General features: G+C 65.5%; 13 protein-coding genes. 5 read left to right on the top strand and 8 right to left on the bottom strand.

Annotation, left to right across the window (positions count from 1 at the left end):
- Window positions 1–9: 9 nt before the first annotated feature.
- Genes metH through ACM0O9_RS03030 form a run of 3 tightly spaced genes read right to left on the bottom strand, consistent with a single transcriptional unit; the run spans window position 10 to window position 4,786 of the window.
- On the bottom strand, window positions 10–2,694 hold the full coding sequence (metH, locus tag ACM0O9_RS03020) for a methionine synthase (protein ID WP_065178606.1): 2,685 nt from the start codon (window positions 2,692–2,694) through the stop codon (window positions 10–12).
- 57 nt (window positions 2,695–2,751) lie between these two features.
- Entirely contained in the window at window positions 2,752–3,843 is a 1,092-nt protein-coding gene (locus ACM0O9_RS03025; protein ID WP_065178607.1) for a homocysteine S-methyltransferase family protein, read from the bottom strand.
- Between the two features lie 13 nt (window positions 3,844–3,856).
- On the bottom strand, window positions 3,857–4,786 hold the full coding sequence (locus ACM0O9_RS03030; protein WP_049412993.1) for an ArsR/SmtB family transcription factor: 930 nt from the start codon (window positions 4,784–4,786) through the stop codon (window positions 3,857–3,859).
- 152 nt (window positions 4,787–4,938) lie between these two features.
- Between ACM0O9_RS03030 and ACM0O9_RS03035 the strand changes: the two genes are divergently transcribed.
- Both ACM0O9_RS03035 and ACM0O9_RS03040 read left to right on the top strand, forming a co-directional pair.
- Complete coding sequence (locus ACM0O9_RS03035; protein ID WP_005417433.1) at window positions 4,939–6,087, top strand: acyl-CoA dehydrogenase family protein; 1,149 nt, start codon at window positions 4,939–4,941, stop codon at window positions 6,085–6,087.
- A gap of 60 nt (window positions 6,088–6,147) precedes the next feature.
- A complete protein-coding gene (locus tag ACM0O9_RS03040; protein ID WP_235649370.1) occupies window positions 6,148–6,519 on the top strand; it encodes a hypothetical protein in 372 nt (123 codons plus the stop codon).
- Between the two features lie 152 nt (window positions 6,520–6,671).
- Here the strand turns inward: ACM0O9_RS03040 and ACM0O9_RS03045 are convergent, their stop codons facing one another.
- From ACM0O9_RS03045 to ACM0O9_RS03055, 3 genes are read right to left on the bottom strand one after another with little or no spacing between them, the layout of a single operon-like run.
- Complete coding sequence (locus tag ACM0O9_RS03045) at window positions 6,672–9,845, bottom strand: multidrug efflux RND transporter permease subunit (RefSeq protein ID WP_053499470.1); 3,174 nt, start codon at window positions 9,843–9,845, stop codon at window positions 6,672–6,674.
- A 15-nt stretch (window positions 9,846–9,860) separates the two neighbouring features.
- The gene (locus tag ACM0O9_RS03050; protein ID WP_069139730.1) at window positions 9,861–11,129 is read right to left on the bottom strand and encodes an efflux RND transporter periplasmic adaptor subunit; all 1,269 of its coding nucleotides are present in this window, start codon (window positions 11,127–11,129) and stop codon (window positions 9,861–9,863) included.
- Window positions 11,129–11,785 carry a TetR/AcrR family transcriptional regulator gene (locus tag ACM0O9_RS03055; RefSeq protein ID WP_005417420.1) on the bottom strand — a complete coding sequence of 219 codons (657 nt, stop codon included), beginning with the start codon at window positions 11,783–11,785 and terminating at the stop codon, window positions 11,129–11,131. Before ACM0O9_RS03055 ends, ACM0O9_RS03050 begins: the two co-directional genes overlap by 1 nt.
- Before the next feature lie 250 nt (window positions 11,786–12,035).
- On the opposite strand from ACM0O9_RS03055, the gene ACM0O9_RS03060 reads away from it, so the two are divergent.
- Window positions 12,036–17,012 (top strand): NAD-glutamate dehydrogenase, encoded by a 4,977-nt coding sequence (locus ACM0O9_RS03060; protein WP_235649368.1) that lies wholly within the window; start codon window positions 12,036–12,038, stop codon window positions 17,010–17,012.
- A 116-nt stretch (window positions 17,013–17,128) separates the two neighbouring features.
- Here ACM0O9_RS03060 and ACM0O9_RS03065 read toward each other — a convergent pair whose 3' ends face one another.
- A complete protein-coding gene (locus ACM0O9_RS03065; RefSeq protein ID WP_414603776.1) occupies window positions 17,129–18,973 on the bottom strand; it encodes a hypothetical protein in 1,845 nt (614 codons plus the stop codon).
- 492 nt (window positions 18,974–19,465) lie between these two features.
- On the opposite strand from ACM0O9_RS03065, the gene ACM0O9_RS03070 reads away from it, so the two are divergent.
- Together ACM0O9_RS03070 and ACM0O9_RS03075 are read left to right on the top strand one after the other, a co-directional pair.
- On the top strand, window positions 19,466–20,239 hold the full coding sequence (locus tag ACM0O9_RS03070) for an NAD kinase (protein ID WP_005417415.1): 774 nt from the start codon (window positions 19,466–19,468) through the stop codon (window positions 20,237–20,239).
- A gap of 47 nt (window positions 20,240–20,286) precedes the next feature.
- Window positions 20,287–21,231, top strand: a complete 945-nt coding sequence (locus tag ACM0O9_RS03075; protein ID WP_005417414.1) for a 5'-nucleotidase — start codon at window positions 20,287–20,289, stop codon at window positions 21,229–21,231.
- A 117-nt stretch (window positions 21,232–21,348) separates the two neighbouring features.
- Here ACM0O9_RS03075 and ACM0O9_RS03080 read toward each other — a convergent pair whose 3' ends face one another.
- A complete protein-coding gene (locus ACM0O9_RS03080; RefSeq protein WP_065178611.1) occupies window positions 21,349–21,900 on the bottom strand; it encodes a DUF2939 domain-containing protein in 552 nt (183 codons plus the stop codon).
- Window positions 21,901–21,923: the final 23 nt, after the last annotated feature.

Here is a 21,923-nt window from a genome sequence, read left to right on the forward strand (position 1 = left end):
CTTTTTGTGTCATTCGGGGTCGTAGTCGAGGTTGGAGGCCAGCCAGCGTTCGGCTTGGGCGCGGTCCACGCCCTTGCGCCGGGCATAGTCGGTGACCTGTTCGCGGCTGAGACGCCCGACCACGAAGTACTGGCTCTGCGGATGGCTGAAGTAGTAGCCCGAGACAGCGGCCGTGGGCAGCATCGCGAAGCTCTCGGTCAATTCCATGCCCGCGTTCTTCTCAGCCTGCAGCAGGTCGAACAGGCGGCGCTTCTCGCTGTGCTCGGGGCAGGCCGGGTAGCCCGGTGCCGGACGGATGCCGCGGTACTGCTCGTCGATCAGGGCCTCGTTGTCCAGCGTCTCGGCGCGGTCGTAGCCCCAGAATTCGGTACGCACGCGCTGGTGCAGGCGCTCGGCCAGCGCCTCGGCGAAGCGGTCGGCCAATGCTTTCAGCAGGATCGCGTTGTAATCGTCATGCTCGGCCTCGAAGCGCGCGACGTGGGCGTCGATGCCGATGCCGGCGGTGACAGCGAACGCGCCGATCCAGTCCTGCTTTCCGCTGTCGGCCGGTGCAATGAAATCGGCCAGGCAGAAATCCGGGCGTTCGGCTGGCTTGTCCACCTGCTGGCGCAGGAAGTGCAGGGTGGTTTCGCCCTGTGCGTGCTGCACGCGGACATCGTCGCCGATGCTGTTGGCCGGCCACAGGCCGAACACGGCCTTGGCCGTCAGCCACTTCTCGCCGACGATGCGCTCGAGCATCGCACGGGCATCCTTGTACAGCTCGCTGGCCTGGGTACCGACGATCCCGTCGGTGAGGATCGCCGGGAACTTGCCGGCCAGCTCCCAGGCCTGGAAGAACGGCGTCCAGTCGATGTAGTGGACCAGTTCGGCCAGGGGATAGTCGTCGAACACGTGCAGGCCGGGCTGATTCGGTGTCGGTGGAGTGTAGTTGTCCCAGCCGCCATGGAATTTCTGCGCGCGCGCATGTTCCAGTGTGACCAGGCGCTTGGCGTCGCCCCGGTTGCGGTGGCGTGCGCGGATTTCGGCATAGTCGGCTTCGTTGGCGGCAACGAAGGCCTCGCGCAGATCACGCGAGATCAGCGACTGCGCCACGCCAACCGCGCGCGACGCATCCTTCACCCACACCGTCGGCGCCTTGTAGTGCGGGTCGATCTTCAGCGCGGTATGCGCACGCGAAGTGGTCGCGCCCCCGATCAGCAGCGGCAGGTCGAAGCCCTGGCGCTCCATCTCGCGGGCGACGTGGCTCATCTCCTCCAGGGACGGGGTGATCAGCCCGGACAGGCCGATCAGGTCTGCGTTGTGCTCGCGGGCAGCATCGAGGATCTTCTGCGCCGGCACCATCACGCCGAGGTCGACCACGTCGAAGTTGTTGCAGGCCAGTACGACGCCGACGATGTTCTTGCCGATGTCATGCACATCGCCCTTCACCGTGGCCATGATGATCTTGCCGTTGCTCTTGGCGGTGTCACCGCTGCGCGCCTTTTCCGCTTCGATGTAAGGCAGCAGGTAGGCCACGGCCTTCTTCATCACGCGCGCGGATTTCACCACCTGTGGCAGGAACATCTTGCCGGCGCCGAACAGGTCGCCGACGATGTTCATGCCGTCCATAAGCGGTCCTTCGATCACGTCCAGCGGGCGGCTGGAGGCCTGCCGGGCCAGTTCGGTGTCTTCCTCGACGAAGGCATCCAGGCCGTGTACCAGGGCATGTGCCAAGCGCTGTGCCACCGGCTTGTCGCGCCAGGCCAGATCTTCGGTCTTCGCCGCGCCCTTCTTGCCCTTGTAGCGCTCGGCGATCTCCAGCAGGCGCTCGGTGGCATCGCTTCGGCGGTTGAGGATCACGTCCTCGACACGCTCGCGCAGGTCCGGCTCCAGTTCGTCGTAGATCGGCATCGCGCCGGCGTTGACGATGCCCATGTCCATGCCGGCGGCGATCGCGTGGTACAGGAACACCGAATGGATGGCCTGGCGCACGGTTTCGTTGCCTCGGAACGAGAACGAGACGTTGGAGACGCCGCCGGAGACATGGCAGTGCGGAAGGGTCTGCTTGATGATGCGGGTGGCTTCGATGAAGTCCACCGCGTAGTTGTCGTGCTCTTCGATGCCGGTGGCGACGGCGAAGATGTTCGGGTCGAAGATGATGTCCTGCGGCGGGAAGCCGATCTCGTCGACCAGGATGCGGTAGGCGCGTGTGCAGATCTCGACCTTGCGCGCACAGGTGTCTGCCTGCCCGGCCTCGTCAAACGCCATCACCACTGCCGCGGCACCATAGCGTAGCACCTTGCGCGCGTGCTCGCGGAACAGCGCTTCGCCTTCCTTCAGCGAGATCGAGTTGACCACGCTCTTGCCCTGCAGGCATTTCAGGCCGGCCTCGATCACGCTCCACTTGGAGGAGTCGACCATCACCGGGATGCGCGCGATGTCCGGCTCGGACATGATCAGGTTGAGGTAGCGCGTCATCGCCGCTTCCGAATCGATCAGGCCCTCGTCCATGTTGACGTCGAGGATCTGCGCGCCGCTGGCCACCTGCTGGCGGGCCACGTCCACCGCCTCCTCGTAGCGGCCTTCCTTGATCAGCTTGCGGAACTGCGCGCTGCCGGTGACGTTGGTGCGTTCGCCGACATTGATGAACAGCAGGTCCGGGGTGATGACCAGAGGTTCCAGGCCGGACAGGCGGGTAGGGCGGACAGGCGTCATGGCAGGCGTCGGCTCAACAGCAGTAGGGCGGGAAGTGCGGGACAGTGGCGGCAACGTTCATGCGGCCTGCTCCCGGGTGCCGGGCAGTGCGCGCGGCGGCAGTCCGGCCACGGCATTGGCAATTGCACGGATATGCTCGGGGGTGGAGCCACAGCAGCCGCCGACCAGGTTCAACAGGCCATCCTCGGCGAAGCCGCGCAGGGTGGTGGCCATCTCTTCAGGGGTTTCGTCGTACTCGCCGAACGCGTTGGGCAGGCCTGCATTGGGGTGGGCGCTGACGTAACAGTCGGCGACCTGCGAGAGGGTTTCCACATGCGGGCGCATCGCATCGGCACCCAGCGCGCAGTTCAAGCCGATCGACAACGGCCGGGCGTGGGCGAGAGATGCGTGGAAGGCCTCGGCGGTCTGCCCGGACAGGGTGCGACCGGAAGCGTCGGTGATGGTGCCGGAGATCATCACCGGCAGCCGCGCGCCGCGCGCATCGAACGCTTCCTCCAGCGCATACAGCGCGGCCTTGGCGTTGAGCGTGTCGAAGATGGTCTCGACCATGAGGGTGTCGGCGCCGCCGTCGATCAGGCCCTCGATGGCTTCGCGGTAGGTGTCGCGCAGCTCGTCGAAGCTGGTATTGCGGAAGCCGGGATCGTTGACGTCGGGGCTGATCGAAGCGGTGCGGCTGGTCGGGCCGATCACCCCGATCACGAAGCGCGGCTTGCCCGGAGTGGTTGCGGCCACTGCATCACAGCACGTGCGCGCGACCGCAGCGCCGGCCTTGTTCAACTCGTACACCAGGTGCTCGAGGTGGTAGTCGGCCTGGCTGACCGAGGTTGCATTGAAGGTGTTGGTTTCGACCAGGTCCGCACCGGCCTCGAGGTAGGCGGTGTGGATATCGGCGACGATCTGCGGCCGGGTCAGCAGCAGCAGATCGTTGTTGCCCTTCAGGTCATGGCCTTCCGGTGTGGCGTGATCACAGCCGGAGCCATGCAGATGGTCATAGCCACCGGCGAAGCGTTCGCCACGGTAATCGTCTTCCTGCAGGCCGTGGCGCTGGATCATCGTACCCATCGCACCATCGATGATCAGGATCCGCTCGCGCAGGGCGTCGAGCAGGGCGTTGGCACGATCGGGATGCAACCAGGGCAGGGCGGGCATGGCGGTCTGTGGCTCAGGGCTTGTTGGCGATCAGCGAAATCACTTCGAAGTGCGGCGGCCGCTTCTCGCGGGTGACCGTCTCCAGGCTGGACACCTGCAGGCCGGCCTTGTCGACGAACCTGCGCAGCTCCTTGTCGCTGAAGCCGAGGTTGACGTGGCCATAGGCCTCCACCGCTGCCTTGTGCTCGTGGCGGGCCAGGCTGCACAGCAGCAGGCGGCCGCCCGGGCGCAGTACGCGTGCAGCTTCGGTCACCGCCTGCGCCGGTTTGCTGGCGTAGGTGAGCGCATGCATCAGCACGACCAGGTCGAAGCTGGCATCCTTGAACGGCAGGGCATGCATGTCGCCCTCGCGCACTTCCACATTGGGCAGGCGGCGCAGGCGTTCACTGGCGGCGGCAACCACGCGCGCGCTGGTATCGATGCAGATGTAGCGCTTGGAATGCGGGGCAACCAGTTCGGCCAGCACGCCATCACCAGAGGCGATATCCAGCACGTCGCCGGTCTCAAGCAGCGGCAGCGCGGTGCGGGCCAGCGCCTCCCAGGTGCGCCCGGGCGAGTAGTGGCGTTCCATGTCGCCGGCCACGCTGTCGGCCCAGTTCTGGTCGGAGGCGCGGTGGGCCAGCACGGCGGCCACGCGTTCAGCGTCCTGGCGCAGCAGCGGGTCATCGCTTCCGTTGCTCAAGGCATGCCACAATGCACGCTGCGCGGGGTCCAGCTGGGCCTCGTCGAAGCGGTAGTAGGCCGACACGCCGGCACGGCGGTCGCGGACCAGGCCGGCTTCCTTCAGGCGTGCCAGGTGGGTGGACACGCGCGGCTGCGCCAGCCGGGTGATCGCCGACAGTTCGGCCACGGTCAGTTCCTCCTGCTCCAGCAGCGCCAGCAGGCGCACGCGAGTGGCATCGGCGAACACCTTCAGGCGGGTCGACCAGTCTTCCAGATCCATAAACATCTACCTATCGCGATATAGAGATATATTCGCTGAAGGGGCTGTCGCGGTCAAGTCGCCAGCGTACGGAAACTGCCGGGCCCCGGTACAATCGGAGCACCTGGGCGCGCCGTATGCGGCCCATAACTTCATGTACCCGGGAGGGTGTTGTGGATTTCAGCTTTACCGAAGAGCAGTTGATGCTGCAGGACGTTGCGCGGCGTATCGCGCAGGAAAAGATCGCCCCCAGTGCGGAGCATCATGACCGCACCGGCGAGTTCCCGCTGGACAACATCCGCCTGCTGGGCGAGAACGGCCTGATGGGCATTGAAGTGCCGACCGAATACGGCGGTGCGGGCATGGACCCGGTTGCGTACGTGCTGGCGATGGTGGAGGTCGCCGCCGCCGACGCAGCCCATTCGACCATCATGTCGGTCAACAATTCGCTGTTCTGCAACGGCATCCTGACCCACGGTACCGAGCAGCAGAAGCAGACCTACGTACGTGCCATCGCCGAAGGCACGGCCATCGGCGCGTTCGCGCTGACCGAGCCGCAGTCCGGTTCCGATGCCACCGCCATGCGCTGCCGCGCGGTGAAGCAGGCCGACGGCACCTTCGTCATCAATGGCAAGAAGAGCTGGATCACCTCCGGTCCGGTGGCCAAGTACATCGTGCTGTTCGCGATGAGCGAGCCGGACAAGGCCGCGCGCGGCATCACCGCCTTCATCATCGATACCGACAAGGCCGGTTTCGGTCGTGGCAAGACCGAGCCCAAGCTGGGCATCCGCGCCTCGGCCACCTGCGAGATCGAGTTCAACGACTACGTGGCGCAGGCCGAAGACGTGCTGGGCCAGGAAGGCGAGGGATTCAAGATCGCCATGAGCGTGCTCGATGCCGGTCGCATTGGCATCGCTTCGCAGGCCATCGGCATCGCCCGTGCCGCCTATGAAGCGACGATTGAATACGTCAAGGAGCGCAAGGCATTCGGCGCGGCCATCGGTACCTTCCAGATGACCCAGGCCAAGATTGCCGACATGAAGTGCAAGCTGGACGCAGCGCTGCTGCTGACCCTGCGCGCGGCGTGGGTGAAGGGCCAGGGCAAGCGCTTCAGCAATGAGGCTGCCATTGCCAAGCTGACCGCCTCTGAGGCGGCGATGTGGATTACCCACCAGGCGGTGCAGATCCACGGCGGCATGGGGTATTCCAAGGAAATGCCGCTGGAGCGCTACTTCCGTGATGCCAAGATCACCGAGATCTACGAAGGTACTTCGGAGATCCAGCGCCTGGTGATCGCCCGCAACGAAACCGGGCTGCGCTGAGTCGCAGGGCCGCGCCGCCGCAATGGCGGCGCGGCGGTAGGTCCACGCCACGCGTGGATGATGGTCATCCAGATGACGTCATTGCCGTTGGCCTGCAGAGACGCATGCTGCTCTAATGCAGTCCGTTTCTTCGAGGATGACGACGTGATCTATCGCGGTTGGGGAATCATGACGCTGGTGACGCCGATTGCAGCGATCCTGCTGCTGGCGTACTTCTTTCCGCATGACGGCCCCAGGGGCAATACTCCGCTGTCACAGGTTCTGTTGGGCGCAGGCCTCGGCGCAGCGGTGAACGTGGTGCTGGGCCTGTGGCTCAACCGTGCGCCGCGGCGGAAGGGGGATGCCGCGCCCCACCATTTCTTCTTCGTACCCATGCAGTGGGCCTCGCTGATTCTGGTGGCGGTGTGCGCCGTGGTCGCGGTGATGCGCTGAGGCGTTGCCCGAACAGCGCCAACCAAGGTTGGCGGCTACCGGCAATGCCGTTGTTCCGGTAGATGCCAACCTGGGTTGGCATGAATTCAACTGTGGCAATAAAAAGGCCCCGGATCGCTCCGGGGCCTTCTCGTTCTCAGCGCAGCACCGGATCAACGATCCGGACGATGTGCGGCATCCGCATCGCGCTGGCGTTCCATGAACTCCTTGGACGGTTCGTCCAGCTTGTCGCCCAGCATGCGGCGCACGACCACGAAGAACACCGGGATCATCAGCAGGCCGAGCAGGGTGGCGAACAGCATGCCGCCGATCACGCCGGTACCGATGGCGTGGCGGGAGTTGGCGCCGGCACCGGTGGAGATCGCCATCGGGATCACGCCCATGATGAACGCGAACGAGGTCATCAGGATCGGGCGGAAACGCAGGCGCGCCGCTTCGATGGTGGCATCACGCAGGTTCTTGCCCGCTGCGCGCTGCTCCACCGCGAACTCCACGATCAGGATCGCGTTCTTCGCCGCCAGGCCGATCACGGTGATCAGGCCGATCTTGAAGAACAGATCGTTGGGCAGGCCGCGCAGCATCGACAGGCCGAGGGCACCCAGCACGCCCAGCGGCACCACCAGCAGCACCGCCACCGGGATCGACCAGCTTTCATACAGGGCGGCCAGGCACAGGAACACCACCACGATGGACAGCACCAGCAGCAGGGTCGCAGCGTTTCCGGCCAGGATTTCCTGGTAGGACATGCCCGACCAGTCGTAGCCGAAGCCGGCCGGCAGGTCGTCGTTGACGATGCCTTCCATGGTCTGCATCGCCTCACCCGAGCTGGTGCCCGGTGCCTGCGAACCGACGATGTTGATCGCCGAGTAGCCGTTGTAGCGGCTCAGCGACGGCGGCGCCGACACCCATTCGGACTTGACCACCGTGTTCAACGGGATCATCGCGTTGGTGCCATCGGCGTTCTGGGTCAGGCTGGACGGGCTGTAGAAGCTCTTCAGCGATTCCTGGCCAGTGCGGTACGGGCCATCGGCCTGCATGGTCACGCGCTTGATGCGGCCTTCGTAGAAGAAGTCGTTGACGTACACCGGGGCCAGCATCAGCTGGATGGTGCTGTACACGTCCGACACCGACATGCCCATCGACTGCGCCTGCACGCGGTCCACGTGCAGCTGCAGCTGCGGCGCGTTTTCCAGGCCGTTGGGGCGCACGCCAACCAGGTGGTCCGGCTTCTGCGCGGCCTGGCCGAGCAGGATGTTGCGGGCCTGGGTCAACTGTTCGTAGCCGGCACCGCTACGGTCCTGCAGCCACATGTCAAAGCCACCGAACTGGCCGAGGCCCTGCACGGTGGGCAGGTTGACCACGAAGATCTGCGCTTCCTTGATGCCGTAGAACGCGCCGTTCATGTTCTGGATGAACTCGGGCGCGGTGAACTTGCGTTCCTCCCACGGCTTCAGGCGGATGAAGCCCATGCCCACGTTCTCGCCGGAACCGACGAAGCTGAAGCCGGCCACCTGCAGCATGCCTTCATAGCCATCCTGCTTTTCCAGGATGCCACGCATCTGCGCGAACACTTCGTTGGTCTGGCCCTTGGTCGAGCCCGGCGGCAGCTGCACGATCGCCAGCGCATAGCCCTGGTCTTCTTCCGGCAGGAAGCTGCCCGGCATGCGGGTGAACAGGAAGCCGCACAGCGCGGTCAGCACCACGAACAGGATCATCCAGCGCGGCGCATGGCGCACCGCAGAGGTGATGTGGCCCACATAGGTGTGGCTGATCTTGTCGTAGTACTTGTTGAAGGTGCGGTAGACGATGTTCGGGTTGTCGTTGTGCGTCGGCTTGAGGAAGGTCGCGCACAGCGCCGGGGTGAAGCCCAGCGCCAGGAACGCCGAGAACGCCATCGAGATGGCGATGGTCAGCGCGAACTGCTTGTAGATCTCGCCGGCGGCACCGCCCTGCAGGGCGGAGGGGATGAACACCGCGGCCAGCACGACGGTGATCGCCACCACCGCGCCGGTGATCTGGGTCATCGCCTTCTGCGTGGCCGGCTTCGGCGCCAGGCCCTCCTCGGTCATGATGCGTTCGACGTTCTCGATCACCACGATCGCGTCGTCGACCACGATGCCGATCGCCAGCACCATCGCGAACAGCGTCAGCTGGTTGATCGTGAAGCCGATCATCCACATGCCCAGGAAGGTACCGAGCAGCGCCACCGGGATGACCAGGGTCGGGATCAGCGTGGCGCGGAAGTTCTGCAGGAAGATCAGCATCACCAGGAACACCAGGAACACTGCTTCAAACAGTGTCTTGACCACTTCCTGGATCGAGATCTTGACGAAGGTGGTGCTGTCGTACGGCGAGAACCAGGTGACGCCGGCCGGGAAGCTGGGCTGCAGCTCGTCCATCTTGGCGCGCACCGCTTCGGCCACGTTCAGGGCGTTGGCGCCCGGCAGCAGCTGGATGGCGAAGGCGCCGGTCGGCTTGCCGTTGTACTGGGTGTCGAAGCCGTAGTTGTTGGCACCGAAGGCGACGCGGGCGATGTCCTTCAGCAGCACGCGCGAGCCATCAGCGTTGGCACGCAGGATGATGTTCTCGAATTCCTGCGGCGAGCTGAAGCGGCCTTCGGCCGAGACCGTGGCGGTGAAGTGCTGGCCTTCCGGCGACGGATCCGAACCCAGCGCGCCGGCGGCGAACTGCACGTTCTGCGCACGCACCGCGGCCAGTACCTGGCTGGCCGACAGGCCGTAGCCCTGCATCTTTTCCGGGTTCAGCCAGATGTTCATGGCGTACTCGGAACCGAACTGCTGGGTGCTGCCGACGCCGGGGATGCGCGAGACCTGGTCGAGCACGCGCGAGCCCACGATGTCGTTCAGCGCGTCACGGTTGATGGTCGGGGTATCGGACTGCAGCGCCACCACCATCAGGAAGCCGGCGTTGGCCTTGGCCACCACCACGCCCTGCTGGGTGACTTCCGAAGGCAGGCGTGGCGTGGCCAGCGAGACCTTGTTCTGCACCTGCACCTGGGCGATGTCCGGATCGGTACCGGTCTCGAAGGTCAGGGTGATCTGTGCACGGCCGTTGGAGGCGGACGAGGAGCTGAAGTACAGCAGGTGATCGATGCCGGTCAGCTGCTGCTCGATCACCTGGGTGACCGACTTTTCCGTGGTATCGGCGCTGGCGCCCGGATAGGTCGCCGAGACGGTGACCTGCGGAGGGGCGATGTTGGGATAGGACTCCACGCCCAGGTTGAGGATCGCGATCACGCCGCTGAGCGAGATCAGGATCGCAACCACCCAGGCGAAGACTGGATGTTCGATGAAAAATTTAGGCATGACGGAAGGTTCCCGTTACTGCTTGTTCGAATCGGTGGCGGCCGGCTTGGCCGCATCGGCCTGCTCGGGCTTGGCCGCGTCGGCCGGTGCCTTGCCTGCAGCCGGTGCAGCGCCCGCCGGGGCGGCGCCGCCTGCGGCCGGCTTGCCGTTGGCGTCCTGGCCAGGGGTCCACGGCTTGGCCACCGCCGGTGCACCTTCCTTGACCTTCTGCACGCCGGCCACGATCACCTTGTCACCGGCGGCCAGGCCGTCGCTGACCAGCCAGTTGCCGTTCTGCGCGCCATCGGTCTTCACGTTCTTGCGCACGACCTTGCCGTCGGCGCCGACCACCATCACGTAGCCGCCGGTGGTATCGCGCAGCAGGGCCTGCTGCGGCACCAGGAAGGCGTTGTTGCGCTCGCCCAGGTTGGCCTGGAAGCTGACGAAGGCGCCCGGCAGCAGGATCTGCTGCGGGTTCGGCAGCAGCGCGCGCAACGACACGGCGCCGGTGGCCGGGTCGACCGTGGTCGAGGAGAAGTCCAGCGTGCCCGGCTCACCATAAGTGGTGCCGTCGGCGAGCTTGACGTTGACCGTGGCCTTGCCGTCGCCGGACAGCGCCAGCGCGCCCTTGGCCTGCTGCGCGCGCAGCTGGGTCAGCTCGTCCACGCTCAACGAGAAGTTGACGTACAGCGGGTCGAGCTGGTCGACGGTGGTCAGCAGGGTTACATCGCCCTGGCCCACCAGCGCGCCCTCGGTGACCTGCTGCTTGTTGGCCACGCCACTGATCGGCGCGGTCACTTCGGCATAGCCCAGGTTGATCCGCGAGGAGGTCACTGCCGCTTCGGCCTGTTTGACCGCGGCCAGCGCGGTGCGCTCGGCCGATTCGGCGTTGTCCAGGTCGGACTTGGAGACGAACTGCTGCGGGGCCAGCGAGCGTGCGCGGTCGGCGGCGACCTTGGCGTTGGCGTAGGTCGCGCGGGCCGAGGCCAGCTGGGCCTCGGAGGCGTTGAGCGAGGCACGCAGCGGCGCCGGGTCGATCAGGAACAGGGTCTGGCCCTGCTTGACCTGCGAGCCTTCCTGGTAGACGCGCTTGAGCAGCACGCCGGGCACGCGTGCGCGGACGTCGGCGCTGCGGAACGGCGACAGGCGGCCGACCAGTTCGCGCTGCAGCGGCAGGGTCTGCGGCTTGGCGTCGATCACGCCCACCTCCGGCGGCGGGGGCGTCTGCTGTTCCGGCTTCTTGCAGGCAGCCAGCGCGACAGCAACGGCGCACGTCAAGGCAAGGGTGCGGAGTGGGGCGGTCATCAGGAGGAACTCCGGGGTTGGTTTGTAGACGGGGCCGGCGACGGCTGAGGCGCGAAGGCGCGCAGGAAGCTGTCGACGGAGAACTCTGCCCAGCGCCGACGCAAGAGCGCGTCATCACGGTGGGGGGTATGGAAGCGCTGTTTGTCGAAATCCTGACCGGCGATCATGCTCAGCAGCAGTTCGGCCATGAAGTGCGGGTCGTCATGCCGGAGCTGGCCCTGCATGCAAACGGTTTCAATCCATTCAGCAAGATGAAGCGACAACGCGCCGGCACCATGCCGGTACAGCGTACGCGCCTCTTCGGGAAACTGGGCCGCCTCGGCCGCGATCAGCCGGCAGGCCTGCCCTACGTGCGGTTGGTTGAAATGCTCCAGGAAGTCGGTGGCGAACTGGAGCAGGCTGGCACGCAGGTCGTCACTGCGGAGTGCACGAACCATGGCCCCGGTGGCGTGGCCGACGTGGCGCTGCATTACCCGGCGCAGCAGTTGCTGCTTGCTGCCATAGCGCGAGTAGAGGGTCTGCTTGGAACAGCCGGCATGCTGGGCCACCGCGTCCATGCTCATCTGGATGCCCTGCTGGGCCAGCAGTTCGCGCACGGCATCGAACACGCGCTCATCGCGTGCGTCGAGGGCAACGGGGAGGTAGGCCGGGTTCACGCGGTGGACTATACCGTCCAGTTCAGGATTGTGGAATCGAATCGGCGTCGCCGCGTGTGTCTTCCGGTAACACGCTTTGCCGATCCTGTCGGCAGTGCTGAAGCGGGCGCCAGCTCCATACCGGAGCGAACTGAATAGGCGTCTAAACCGCAGCAAACCCGAATCTGCTTATTCCGTCCTGCAGCAAGGCCTTTTCGTGCGGTAGGGCTACAATTTCATTTTCCCAACTGAGCAAGCGCATCGCTCTGCCATGAAACCGCAAAAAACCGCAGCCAAGACCGTGAAAAACAAGACGAAACCAGCAGAGTCGGAGGTCGCAGTGACCGCTGGTTTCTCCCTGGAGCCGGTGTACACGGCCTTGCGCAAGCGCTACCCCGCGGCCGCACAGGCCGAAGCAGTGGCCTTCGCCACTGACTTCTACAAGCGCATGGAGTCGGACGAGTTCCCGCACCACAGCGCTGAAGAGTGGGCCGCTCTCGCGGCTGAGACGCTGGAATTCGCCCGGGCCCGCAAGGCTGGCAAGGCCAACGTCCGCGTGTTCAATCCGACCGCGAAGGCCAACGGTTGGGAATCGCCGCATACCGTGCTGCAGATCGTCAACGACGACATGCCGTTCCTGGTCGATACCGTCACCATGTCGCTGGCCGAGCAGGGCGTGGGCGTCCACGTGCTGGGCCACCCGGTACTGCGTTTCACCCGCGACAAGGCCGGCAAGCTGGTCAAGGTCGGCGAAGGTGATGCCGAGTCGGTGATGCTGCTGGAAATCGACCGCCAGCCGGCCGATGCGATGGCCGCCATCGAGCAGGCCATCAACAAGGCGCTGGATGAAGTGCGTGCGATCGTGCGCGACTGGCAGCCGATGAAGGACAAGGCGCTGGCACTGGCCGACGACCTGGGCAGCCGCCAGCTGCCCGTCGACGACGCGTCGCGCAAGGAAGCACAGGAGTTCCTGCGCTGGGCCGCTGACAACCACTTCACCTTCTTCGGCTACCGCGAGTACCGCGTCGAGAAGCAGGGCAAGGAAGAGGTGCTGGCGCCGCTGAACGACACCGGCCTGGGCCTGATGCGCGGCAAGGACAAGTCCGCCGCCCGTCCGGTCAAGACGCTGGCCGCGCAGGGCCTGAATACCACGTCAGGTTTGAAGGATGCGCTGATCCTGACCAAGACCAATGCCCGTTCGCGCGTGCACCGCGCCGGCTACATGGACTACATCGGCGTGCTGGAGTTCGACGCCAAGGGCAAGATCATCGGCGAGCAGCGTTTCCTCGGCCTGTTCACCTCCAGCGCCTACAACCGTCGCCCGTGGGAAATCCCGCTGGTGCGCCAGCGCCACGAGCATGTGATGAAGCAGTCCGGGCTGGCCCCGGCCAGCCACAGTGGCAAGGCCCTGCGCCATATCCTGGAAACCCTGCCGCGCGAAGAACTGTTCCAGTCCAGCGAGGACGAACTGTTCCGCACCGCGATGGGCGTGCTGGGCCTGCAGGAACGCGTGCGCAGCCGCCTGTTCCTGCGCCGTGACAAGTACAGCCGTTTCATCTCCGCGCTGGTCTACCTGCCGCGCGAGCGCTTCAACACCGATGTGCGCCTGCGCATCGAAGCGATGCTCAAGGACGCGCTGCACGGCGAGTTCGTCGACAGCTCGGTGGTGCTGGGCGAATCGCCGCTGGCGCAGGTGCACCTGATCGTGCGCCCGAAGCCGGGTGAAATGCTCGACGTCGATACCGCCGAACTGGAGCAGAAGCTGGCCCAGGTGCTGCGCAACTGGCAGGACGACCTGCGCGAAGCGCTGGTGAGCCGCCACGGCGAGACCGAAGGCCTGCGCATCGCCGCCCGCATCGGCAAGGCGCTGCCGGCCGGCTACATCGAAGACAACAGCACCGCCGTTGCCGCCAACGATGTCAGCCAGCTCGACGCGCTGACCGGCCCGGACGACCTGCGCCTGAGCCTGCAGGCCGTGCCGCGCGAAAGCGGCGATGGCCTGCGCCTGAAGCTGTATCGCCAGCTGGATGACATCCCGCTGTCGGACGCGCTGCCGATGATGGAAAACATGGGCCTGCGCGTGATCGCCGAGCGTCCGTACCGCCTGTCGGTCGACAACGCGCCGGTGTACGTGCAGGACTTCGAGGTCGAGTCGACCGCTGGCGTGATCGATGCCGCCAGTGTCGATGAAGCCTTCGGCGAGACCTTCGCCCGCGTCTGGCACGGCGACGCCGAGAACGACGGCTTCAACCGCCTGGTGCTGGCTGCTGGCCTGCACTGGCGCCAGGTCGCCATGCTGCGTGGCTACTGCAAGTACCTGCTGCAGACCGGCGTGCCGTTCTCGCAGGCCTACGTGGAAGGCACCTTCGCGCGTTACCCGCTGCTGGCCCGCCTGCTGGTCGAACTGTTCGAGGCCCGCTTCGATCCGGCCACCGGCCATGAGAGCAAGGACGACATCGCGGCCGGTCAGGCCCAGCTGAAGGCCCACTTCGATGTGCTGGCCGCTGGCGACGATGCCACCCTGAAGGTGCTCAAGAGCGTGGTCGATGCCCGCAAGGGGGACCGCGACGCGCAGATGCAGGCCACGCGCGATGCACTGCTGAAGCTGATGGATCGCGTGTCCAGCCTGGACGAGGACCGCATCCTGCGCTCGTTCATGGGCGTGATCGACGCGACCCTGCGTACCAGCTACTACCAGACCGATGCCAACGGCCAGCACGGCCATGTCATCAGCTTCAAGTTCGATTCGGCGCTGGTGCCGGACCTGCCGAAGCCGCGCCCGTACCGCGAGATCTTCGTGTACGGCCCGCGCGTGGAAGGTACCCACCTGCGCTTCGGCGCGGTTGCGCGTGGCGGCCTGCGCTGGTCGGATCGTCGCGAAGACTTCCGTACCGAAGTGCTGGGCCTGGTCAAGGCACAGATGGTCAAGAACACTGTCATCGTGCCGGTCGGCGCGAAGGGCGGCTTCTTCGCCAAGACCCCGCCGGTGAACGGCGACCGCGATGCGATCTTCGCCAACGGCGTGGCCTGCTACAAGCTGTTCATCCAGGGCCTGCTGGACATCACCGACAACATCGTCAACAACAAGATCGTGCCGCCGGTGGATGTCGTGCGCCACGACATGGACGATCCGTACCTGGTGGTGGCCGCGGACAAGGGCACGGCGACCTTCTCCGACATCGCCAACGGCCTGGCCATCGCGCACGGCTTCTGGATGGGCGATGCGTTCGCCTCCGGTGGTTCGGTCGGTTACGACCACAAGGGCATGGGCATCACCGCGCGCGGCGCGTGGGAATCGGTCAAGCGCCACTTCCGTGCGCTGGGTCGTGATAGCCAGAGCCAGGACTTCACTGCGGTCGGCGTCGGCGACATGTCCGGCGACGTGTTCGGCAACGGCATGCTGCTGTCGCGCCATATCCGCCTGGTCGCTGCGTTCGACCACCGCCACATCTTCCTGGATCCGAATCCGGATGCGGCCACGTCGTTCATCGAGCGTGAGCGCCTGTTCACCCTGCCGCGTTCGAGCTGGGCGGACTACGACACCAAGCTGATCAGCAAGGGCGGCGGCGTGTACCCGCGCAGCCTGAAGTCGATCGAGATCACCCCGCAGGTGCGCGAAGCGCTGGGCCTGGACGAGAACGTCAAGGCGCTGTCGCCGAACGATCTGATGAGCGCGATCCTGAAGGCACCGGTCGACCTGCTGTGGAATGGCGGCATCGGTACCTACGTCAAGGCCGCCAGCGAGCAGCACAGCGATGTCGGCGATCGCGCCAACAACGCGCTGCGCGTGAACGGTGGCGAGCTGCGCTGCAAGGTGGTGGGCGAGGGCGGCAACCTGGGCATGACCCAGCTGGGCCGCATCGAGGCTGCCCAGGCCGGCGTGCTGCTCAACACCGACTTCATCGACAACTCGGCCGGCGTCGATACCTCCGACCACGAAGTCAACATCAAGATCCTGCTCAACGATGTGGTGCGGGCCAAGAAGCTGACCGTCGAGCAGCGCAACAAGCTGCTGGCGTCGATGACCGATGAAGTCGCCGAGCTGGTGCTCAACGACAACTACCGCCAGAACCAGGCGCTGAGCCTGATGGAGCGGATGGCGGTCAAGCGCCTGGGTTCCAAGCAGCACTTCATCCGCACCCTGGAACAGCAGGGCCTGCTCGACCGCCAGATCGAGTTCCTGCCGTCCGACGCCGAGCTGTCGCAGCGCAAGGCACGCGGCCAGGGCCTGACCCGTCCGGAACTGTCGGTGCTGCTGTCCTACTCCAAGCTGGTGGCGTTCAACCAGCTGCTGGATTCGGACATCCCGGAAGACCCGTACCTGTCCAAGGAACTGCAGCGCTACTTCCCGACCCCGCTGCAGAAGAAGTACGCCGACGCGATGGAGCGTCACCGCCTGAAGCGCGAAATCATCGCCACGGCCGTGACCAACCAGACCATCAACCGCATGGGCGCCACCTTCCTGATGCGCATGCAGGAAGACACCGGTCGTTCCATCGCCGAGGTCGCCAAGGCCTACACCATCAGCCGTGAAACGCTGGATGCACGCGCACTGTGGGCGCAGATCGACGCGCTCGACGGCAAGGTGCCGGAGTCGGTGCAGATCGACGCACTGGAAGTGATCTGGAAGCTGCAGCGTTCGTTCGTGCGCTGGCTGCTGTCGCGCCCGGGCGCGATGCCGGGCATCACCGAGGCGGTCAACCGCTACCAGGGCCCGTTCAACGACATTCGCGTTGCTTCGGGCGTGCTGCCGGATTCGCAGCGTCCGACCTACGAAGCCCTGGTGGCCGAGTGGAAGGAAAAGGGCCTGCCGTCCGCGCTGGCACAGCAGCTGGCCGAACTGCACTTCCTGGAGCCGGCGTTCGACATCATCGAACTGGCCCGCACCCGCAAGCTGAAGCCGGTGGACGTGTCCAAGGTCCACTTCCGCCTGGGCGATGCCCTGCAGCTGCCGTGGTTGTTCGAGCAGGTCGACGCGTTGGAGGTCAACGGTCGTTGGCACGCGGTGGCGCGTGGCGTGCTGCGTGACGAGCTGGCAGCCAACCACCGCAACCTGGCCGGGCAGGTGCTGGGCACCAAGGGCAACAGTGCCGAGGCCAAGGTCGCTGCCTGGATGGGCCGCGACGACAACAGCCTGCGCTTCACCCTGGCGATGCTGGCCGAACTGGCCGAGCAGAAGACCCTGGACTACCCGACCGTCTCGGTCGCGGTGCAGCGCCTGGGCCAGCTGGCCGCGCATGGTGCATAAGTGACGTAGTGCCGGGCCGTGCCCGGCGTGCGTGGAGAAAAGGAACGGCCCCGCGAAAGCGGGGCCGTTCTGTATCCGGGGCCGCTGGCCGCCGATGGCTGCCAGCAATCAGTCCATCAACGCGCGTGGCCGTAGCGGGCGACTTCGGCGGCGACACCGTTCATGTGCTGCACTTCGTCGCGCTGGCCGGGGTTGATGGCGCGGTTGCCATCGTCCACGAAGCGCAACGGCGTCGGGTACAGCGGCAGCTTGTTGCCGGCGCCGATGACCGGAACGCCCTGCATGCCATTGACCTTCAAGCCCAGTGCCTTGCCCATTTCCTCACGAAGCATGTCGGTGGAGCAGAGCAGGTTCATTGCCACCGCAAACTGCTTGCGCGGCTTGGAGTGGTGGACGCCGTTGCAGCCATCGGCCACGCCACCGAAGAAGACCCCATCGGCACCGCTGTCGCTGATCACTTGCGATGCGTGGTTGGCGATCCACTCGGGAATGGCATAGGTCGGCAGGTAGTACGGCACGGTGATATTTCGCACCGCCGCTTCACGGAAGCGGAAGGTCGCGCCGGAGTTGTCAAGTGCATCGTTCGTCTTCTTCAGGCTTTCACGCATTAATTCCAGTGCCATGTCCTTCGAACCGATCTCGCCGAGGCGGTCGGAAACGGCAAGCACCACGTCGACAGTGGTCGTTTCACGAATCCACTTGTAGTCCCTGAGGCGATAGGACACCTGCTCGCCCGGCAGGATTTTGTCCGACACTCCGGGGCCGACAATCGTGGTCGTCCTTGGTGTCGGATGCGGCCGGACGCCGGTGACATTCTCCACCACCAAGCGTGTCAGGCGCTGGTGCGCATTCGGCAATGTGACCGTGCCCCCGCCCGTGGACACCCAGGTGAGCTGTGCGGCGGCGTTGTCGACCTCGCCACCACGCTCCTTGTCGACGTCGATGCGCTGTACCGGGAAGCGAAGTGCGTGCCAGTAACCGGAGCCAGGGCCGTTGTCGTTGACGAAGATGAACTCGAACGCTTCGCCAGGGCGGGTCCAGATGTGGGCCTCGCGATCAAAGATGTTGCCAGCGCTGATCTTCAGTCCATAGCCTGGGTCGATCACCTTCGAGTCAGCGATCTTGAACCTCCGGCGATCACGGTCCGAGGGGCTATCGGGGAAATTCAGATAGTAGCCCCGGAAGTTCTCGTTGGTGGCCGTGACCAGTGTGCGTGCCGTACTCGTCTTTCGCGATGCGTCATTCGGAAGTACGGGGCGATAGGTTGCATGATTCAGTTTCCACACGCGGAAGAAGGGATCAAAGACGTAGTGGTGCACGTCACCCGACTCGATCCGCAGGTTCGAGCGCGGGAACTGCGTATCGGCTGCGATGACCGAGCTCGGCCACGTTGCCGTGTGCCGAATGGTAACCGTGTCATAGGAGTGTGCGCCGTCGGGCAGGCCCACCTGGCCGACATGCTGCCCATCACGGAGATTGAGTACCGTTGCGAGCTTGCGTCCGTTTGAAGGAATGCGCCAGCGCGCTTCGTTCGGGCCATTGATCTCGCGCAGGTGCTTCGGGGACAGGCGCCAGGCCATGCTCATCCTGTTGCTGACGGCCAGGTTCTGGCCGGCGGGCAACATCACCTTTCTGACCTCTGAGGGCAGATGGGTGAATACACCGTCGACCTCCAGATGGCGGGGCGATGTCGCCAGGTTGGCCAGATAGATGGAACGCTCGGACAACGACAGCGAGGTGGGCAGCCGCACCCGGTCCTGCCAGTCATCATTGCGTAGCGTGAAGTACAGATTCGTATAGTTGCCCGGCAGCAGCTCCCGGTAGGCGTTTGATGCCGGGCTCAGGAAGCCGATATGGGCCTTTGCCGCTGCGGTTTGCTGAGAAGTGGCTGCGTCTTGGGCAAGACTGGCCCAGGACGGCAGTAGTGCCGCCAACGCAAGGCTGAGGTGCTTGAAGTTCATGTGTCCTCTCTCTCTGAAGGGTGGAGCGCAATCAGCCGCGGAACGGCGAGTACGCTGCTGCATGGTCGGTGCAGTACCGGACGGGAGCTATCGGACGTTGTCGGTAAACGATGCGAGCAGCCTTCGATGTGTTGGATTTTTTACAGAGTCACCTCGAGCAGATGGAAACCTCCGCGACTTTGTTCGCGTGTGCCAAGCGGTCACGGCTGCCCGCAAAAGTGCGGCTTCCGTCATCCACGATGTAGTTGGTATCGGGCCCAACGCGATTGTTTCCCCGCACATCCAGGGAGCGAAGGAACAATCAGCCTTGGGCGTAGGCCGGTTCTGGAGGGCTGTGGCCGCCGTCGCCCAGGCGTTCTACTTGGTGGCGTGCAGAGGAGGGCATCGCTTGGGAATCGGAAGTCAGACAGGCAGCATTGGAATCGGCAACCTCAGTTGCGTTGGAGCAGTGGCGAGGTATGCTCTATCCACACTTCCAGGGCCCCACGCCTGATGAGCGACACCCCCCGCATCGCTTTCCTGGCCAGCACCGCCGAACCTGCACAGATGGCCCGCGCGGCGATGATCTCGCGTTATGGCGATCACGCGCCCGAGCAGGCCGACGTGCTGTGCCCGCTGGGTGGCGACGGTTTCATGCTGCAGACCCTGCACCGGCACGGGCACCTGGGCAAGCCGGTGTTCGGCATGAAGCTGGGCACCGTTGGCTTCCTGATGAACCAGTACCGTGGCGACGATGACGTGCAGGCCCGCATTGCGCGTGCCGAACCGGCCAACCTGCGCCCGCTGGAAATGGTGGCGCTGACCGAGTCCGGGACCAGCACCGGCTCGCTGGCGTACAACGATGTCTCGCTCCTTCGCCAGACCCGGCAGGCGGCCCATATCGGCATCGACCTCAACGGCCAGGAGCGGGTGGCCGAGCTGATCGGTGACGGCGTGCTGGTGGCCACCCCGGCCGGCAGTACCGCCTACAATTATTCCGCGCACGGCCCGGTGTTGCCGCTGGGGTCGCATACCATCGCGCTGACGCCGCTGGCTCCGTATCGGCCGCGACGCTGGCGCGGGGCGATCCTCAAGGCCGACACCGAAGTGCGCTTCCGCGTGCTCGATCCCTACAAGCGTCCGGTCAGCGTCACCGCTGATTCGCACGAGACCCGCGATGTGGTCGAGGTGACCATCCGCGAGTCGAGGGACCGTCGTGTGACCCTGCTGTTCGACCCGGAGCACAACCTGGAAGACCGGATCCTGAGCGAACAGTTCGTTTTTTGAGGACAATGGGCGGCCGGCCCCGCCGACCGCTTGAAGGACCCCCACCGATGGGCGACAACTCCCCCCGTTTGCTGACCGTCGCGGTCACCTCGCGCGCGCTGTTCGACCTCGAGGAAAGCCACGCGCTGTTCGAGAGCGATGGCGTGGCGGCCTATGCCGAGTTCCAGCGCCAGCATGAGGACGACATCCTCGGTCCCGGCGTGGCCTTTCCCGTAGTGCGCAAGCTGCTGGCACTGAACCAGGGCGCCAGCCCGGAGAACCCGCGGGTCGAGGTGATCCTGCTGTCGCGCAATTCGGCCGATACCGGCCTGCGTATCTTCAACTCGATCCAGCATTACGGCCTGGGCATCATCCGTGCGACGTTCACCGCTGGCGAGCCGACTTGGCCGTATGTGAAGCCGTTCGGCACCGACCTGTTCCTGTCGGCCAACCCGGAATCGGTGCGCAGTGCGCTGCGCCATGGCATCGCGGCGGCGACCATCCTGCCCAAACCACCGGGCGAGACCGCTGCGGCAGCGGCCGACCAGATCGATACCGGTCGCCCGGCCGGCCAGCTGCGCATTGCCTTCGACGGTGACGCAGTGATCTTCGGTGACGAGAGTGAGCGCATTTCGCGCGAGCAGGGCGTGGAAGCCTTTGGCCGCCACGAACGCGAACGCGCCCGCGAGCCACTCAGTGGCGGCCCCTTCCGCGGCTTCCTGTCGGCCCTGCACACGCTGCAGGAAGTGTTCCCGGCTGGCGACAGCGCGCCGATCCGTACCGCACTGGTGACCGCGCGGTCGGCCCCGGCGCACGAGCGGGTGATCCGTACCCTGCGGGAGTGGGGCGTGCGCCTGGACGAAGCACTGTTCCTCGGCGGCCGGCACAAGGGGCCGTTCCTGCAGGCCTTCGGTGCCGACATCTTCTTCGATGATTCGCAGCACAACATCGACAGTGCCCGCGAGCATGTAGCCGCCGGCCACGTACCGCACGGCGTCGCAAACGAGGGCTGAGCCCGGTAGCTGTTGGCATCGCGGCGCAGCCGCGCCCACCAAGGTGGGCGTCTACCAGAGCGGGGTACAAGGCGGCGGCAGCGCCGGGCCATGCCCGGCGAGCGCAGCGGCATGGGGCTACGGGCTGCCCGACATCCCCAGCTGCAGGTCCACCACTTTCCAGCGCAGGCCCTGCGGCTCCAGCACCACCTTCATCGGTGGCTGGCCGGGGCCGCGATCCACATCGATCACGAAGCGGTCCAGCGCTTCGAAATGATGTTCGGCATTCTTCAACGGCCGCGCCGGTTCAGTTGCGCCGAAGGCGTCGCCACCCTGCAGTTCATTGCGGCCACGCTTCCACAGCACGTGGCCCTGCAGCATCGCGCCGATCCCGGTCGGGGTCACCATGGTTTCCACCGCGGCCCCCCCGAGCTGGTCGCCGAGGCCGTGGAGGAGGGCACCGAACGGGCTGGCCGCCACGTCTGGGCCGGCCTGGCGCACCAGGTAGTCATTGAGCTGCGCGCGCAGGCTGCTGCGCACGCGCGGGAAATCGACGTAGCGCTCCAGGCGCGCAGTGTCGCGCTGCTCGATGGCCTTGGACAGGCCATTGACGGTCAGGTACGGGCCGCCGAACCACCAGGCCGCCAAGGCCAGGACCAGCAGCACAAGCAGTGCGGTGAGCTTCTTCATGCCGGACAGACTGCCGCAACGGC

The organism is Stenotrophomonas sp. FR012, from assembly GCF_047520565.2.
Lineage (GTDB): Bacteria > Pseudomonadota > Gammaproteobacteria > Xanthomonadales > Xanthomonadaceae > Stenotrophomonas > Stenotrophomonas sepilia.

Coding starts and splice junctions, on each gene's coding strand:
- metH (WP_065178606.1), bottom strand. CDS start 2,694: ATGACGCCTGTCCGCCCTACCCGCCTGTCCGGCCTGGAACCTCTGGTC.
- ACM0O9_RS03065 (WP_414603776.1), bottom strand. CDS start 18,973: ATGAACTTCAAGCACCTCAGCCTTGCGTTGGCGGCACTACTGCCGTCC.
- ACM0O9_RS03075 (WP_005417414.1), top strand. CDS start 20,287: ATGGGCGACAACTCCCCCCGTTTGCTGACCGTCGCGGTCACCTCGCGC.
- ACM0O9_RS03080 (WP_065178611.1), bottom strand. CDS start 21,900: ATGAAGAAGCTCACCGCACTGCTTGTGCTGCTGGTCCTGGCCTTGGCG.
- ACM0O9_RS03025 (WP_065178607.1), bottom strand. CDS start 3,843: ATGCCCGCCCTGCCCTGGTTGCATCCCGATCGTGCCAACGCCCTGCTC.
- ACM0O9_RS03045 (WP_053499470.1), bottom strand. CDS start 9,845: ATGCCTAAATTTTTCATCGAACATCCAGTCTTCGCCTGGGTGGTTGCG.
- ACM0O9_RS03030 (WP_049412993.1), bottom strand. CDS start 4,786: ATGGATCTGGAAGACTGGTCGACCCGCCTGAAGGTGTTCGCCGATGCC.
- ACM0O9_RS03070 (WP_005417415.1), top strand. CDS start 19,466: ATGAGCGACACCCCCCGCATCGCTTTCCTGGCCAGCACCGCCGAACCT.
- ACM0O9_RS03040 (WP_235649370.1), top strand. CDS start 6,148: ATGGTCATCCAGATGACGTCATTGCCGTTGGCCTGCAGAGACGCATGC.
- ACM0O9_RS03060 (WP_235649368.1), top strand. CDS start 12,036: ATGAAACCGCAAAAAACCGCAGCCAAGACCGTGAAAAACAAGACGAAA.
- ACM0O9_RS03050 (WP_069139730.1), bottom strand. CDS start 11,129: ATGACCGCCCCACTCCGCACCCTTGCCTTGACGTGCGCCGTTGCTGTC.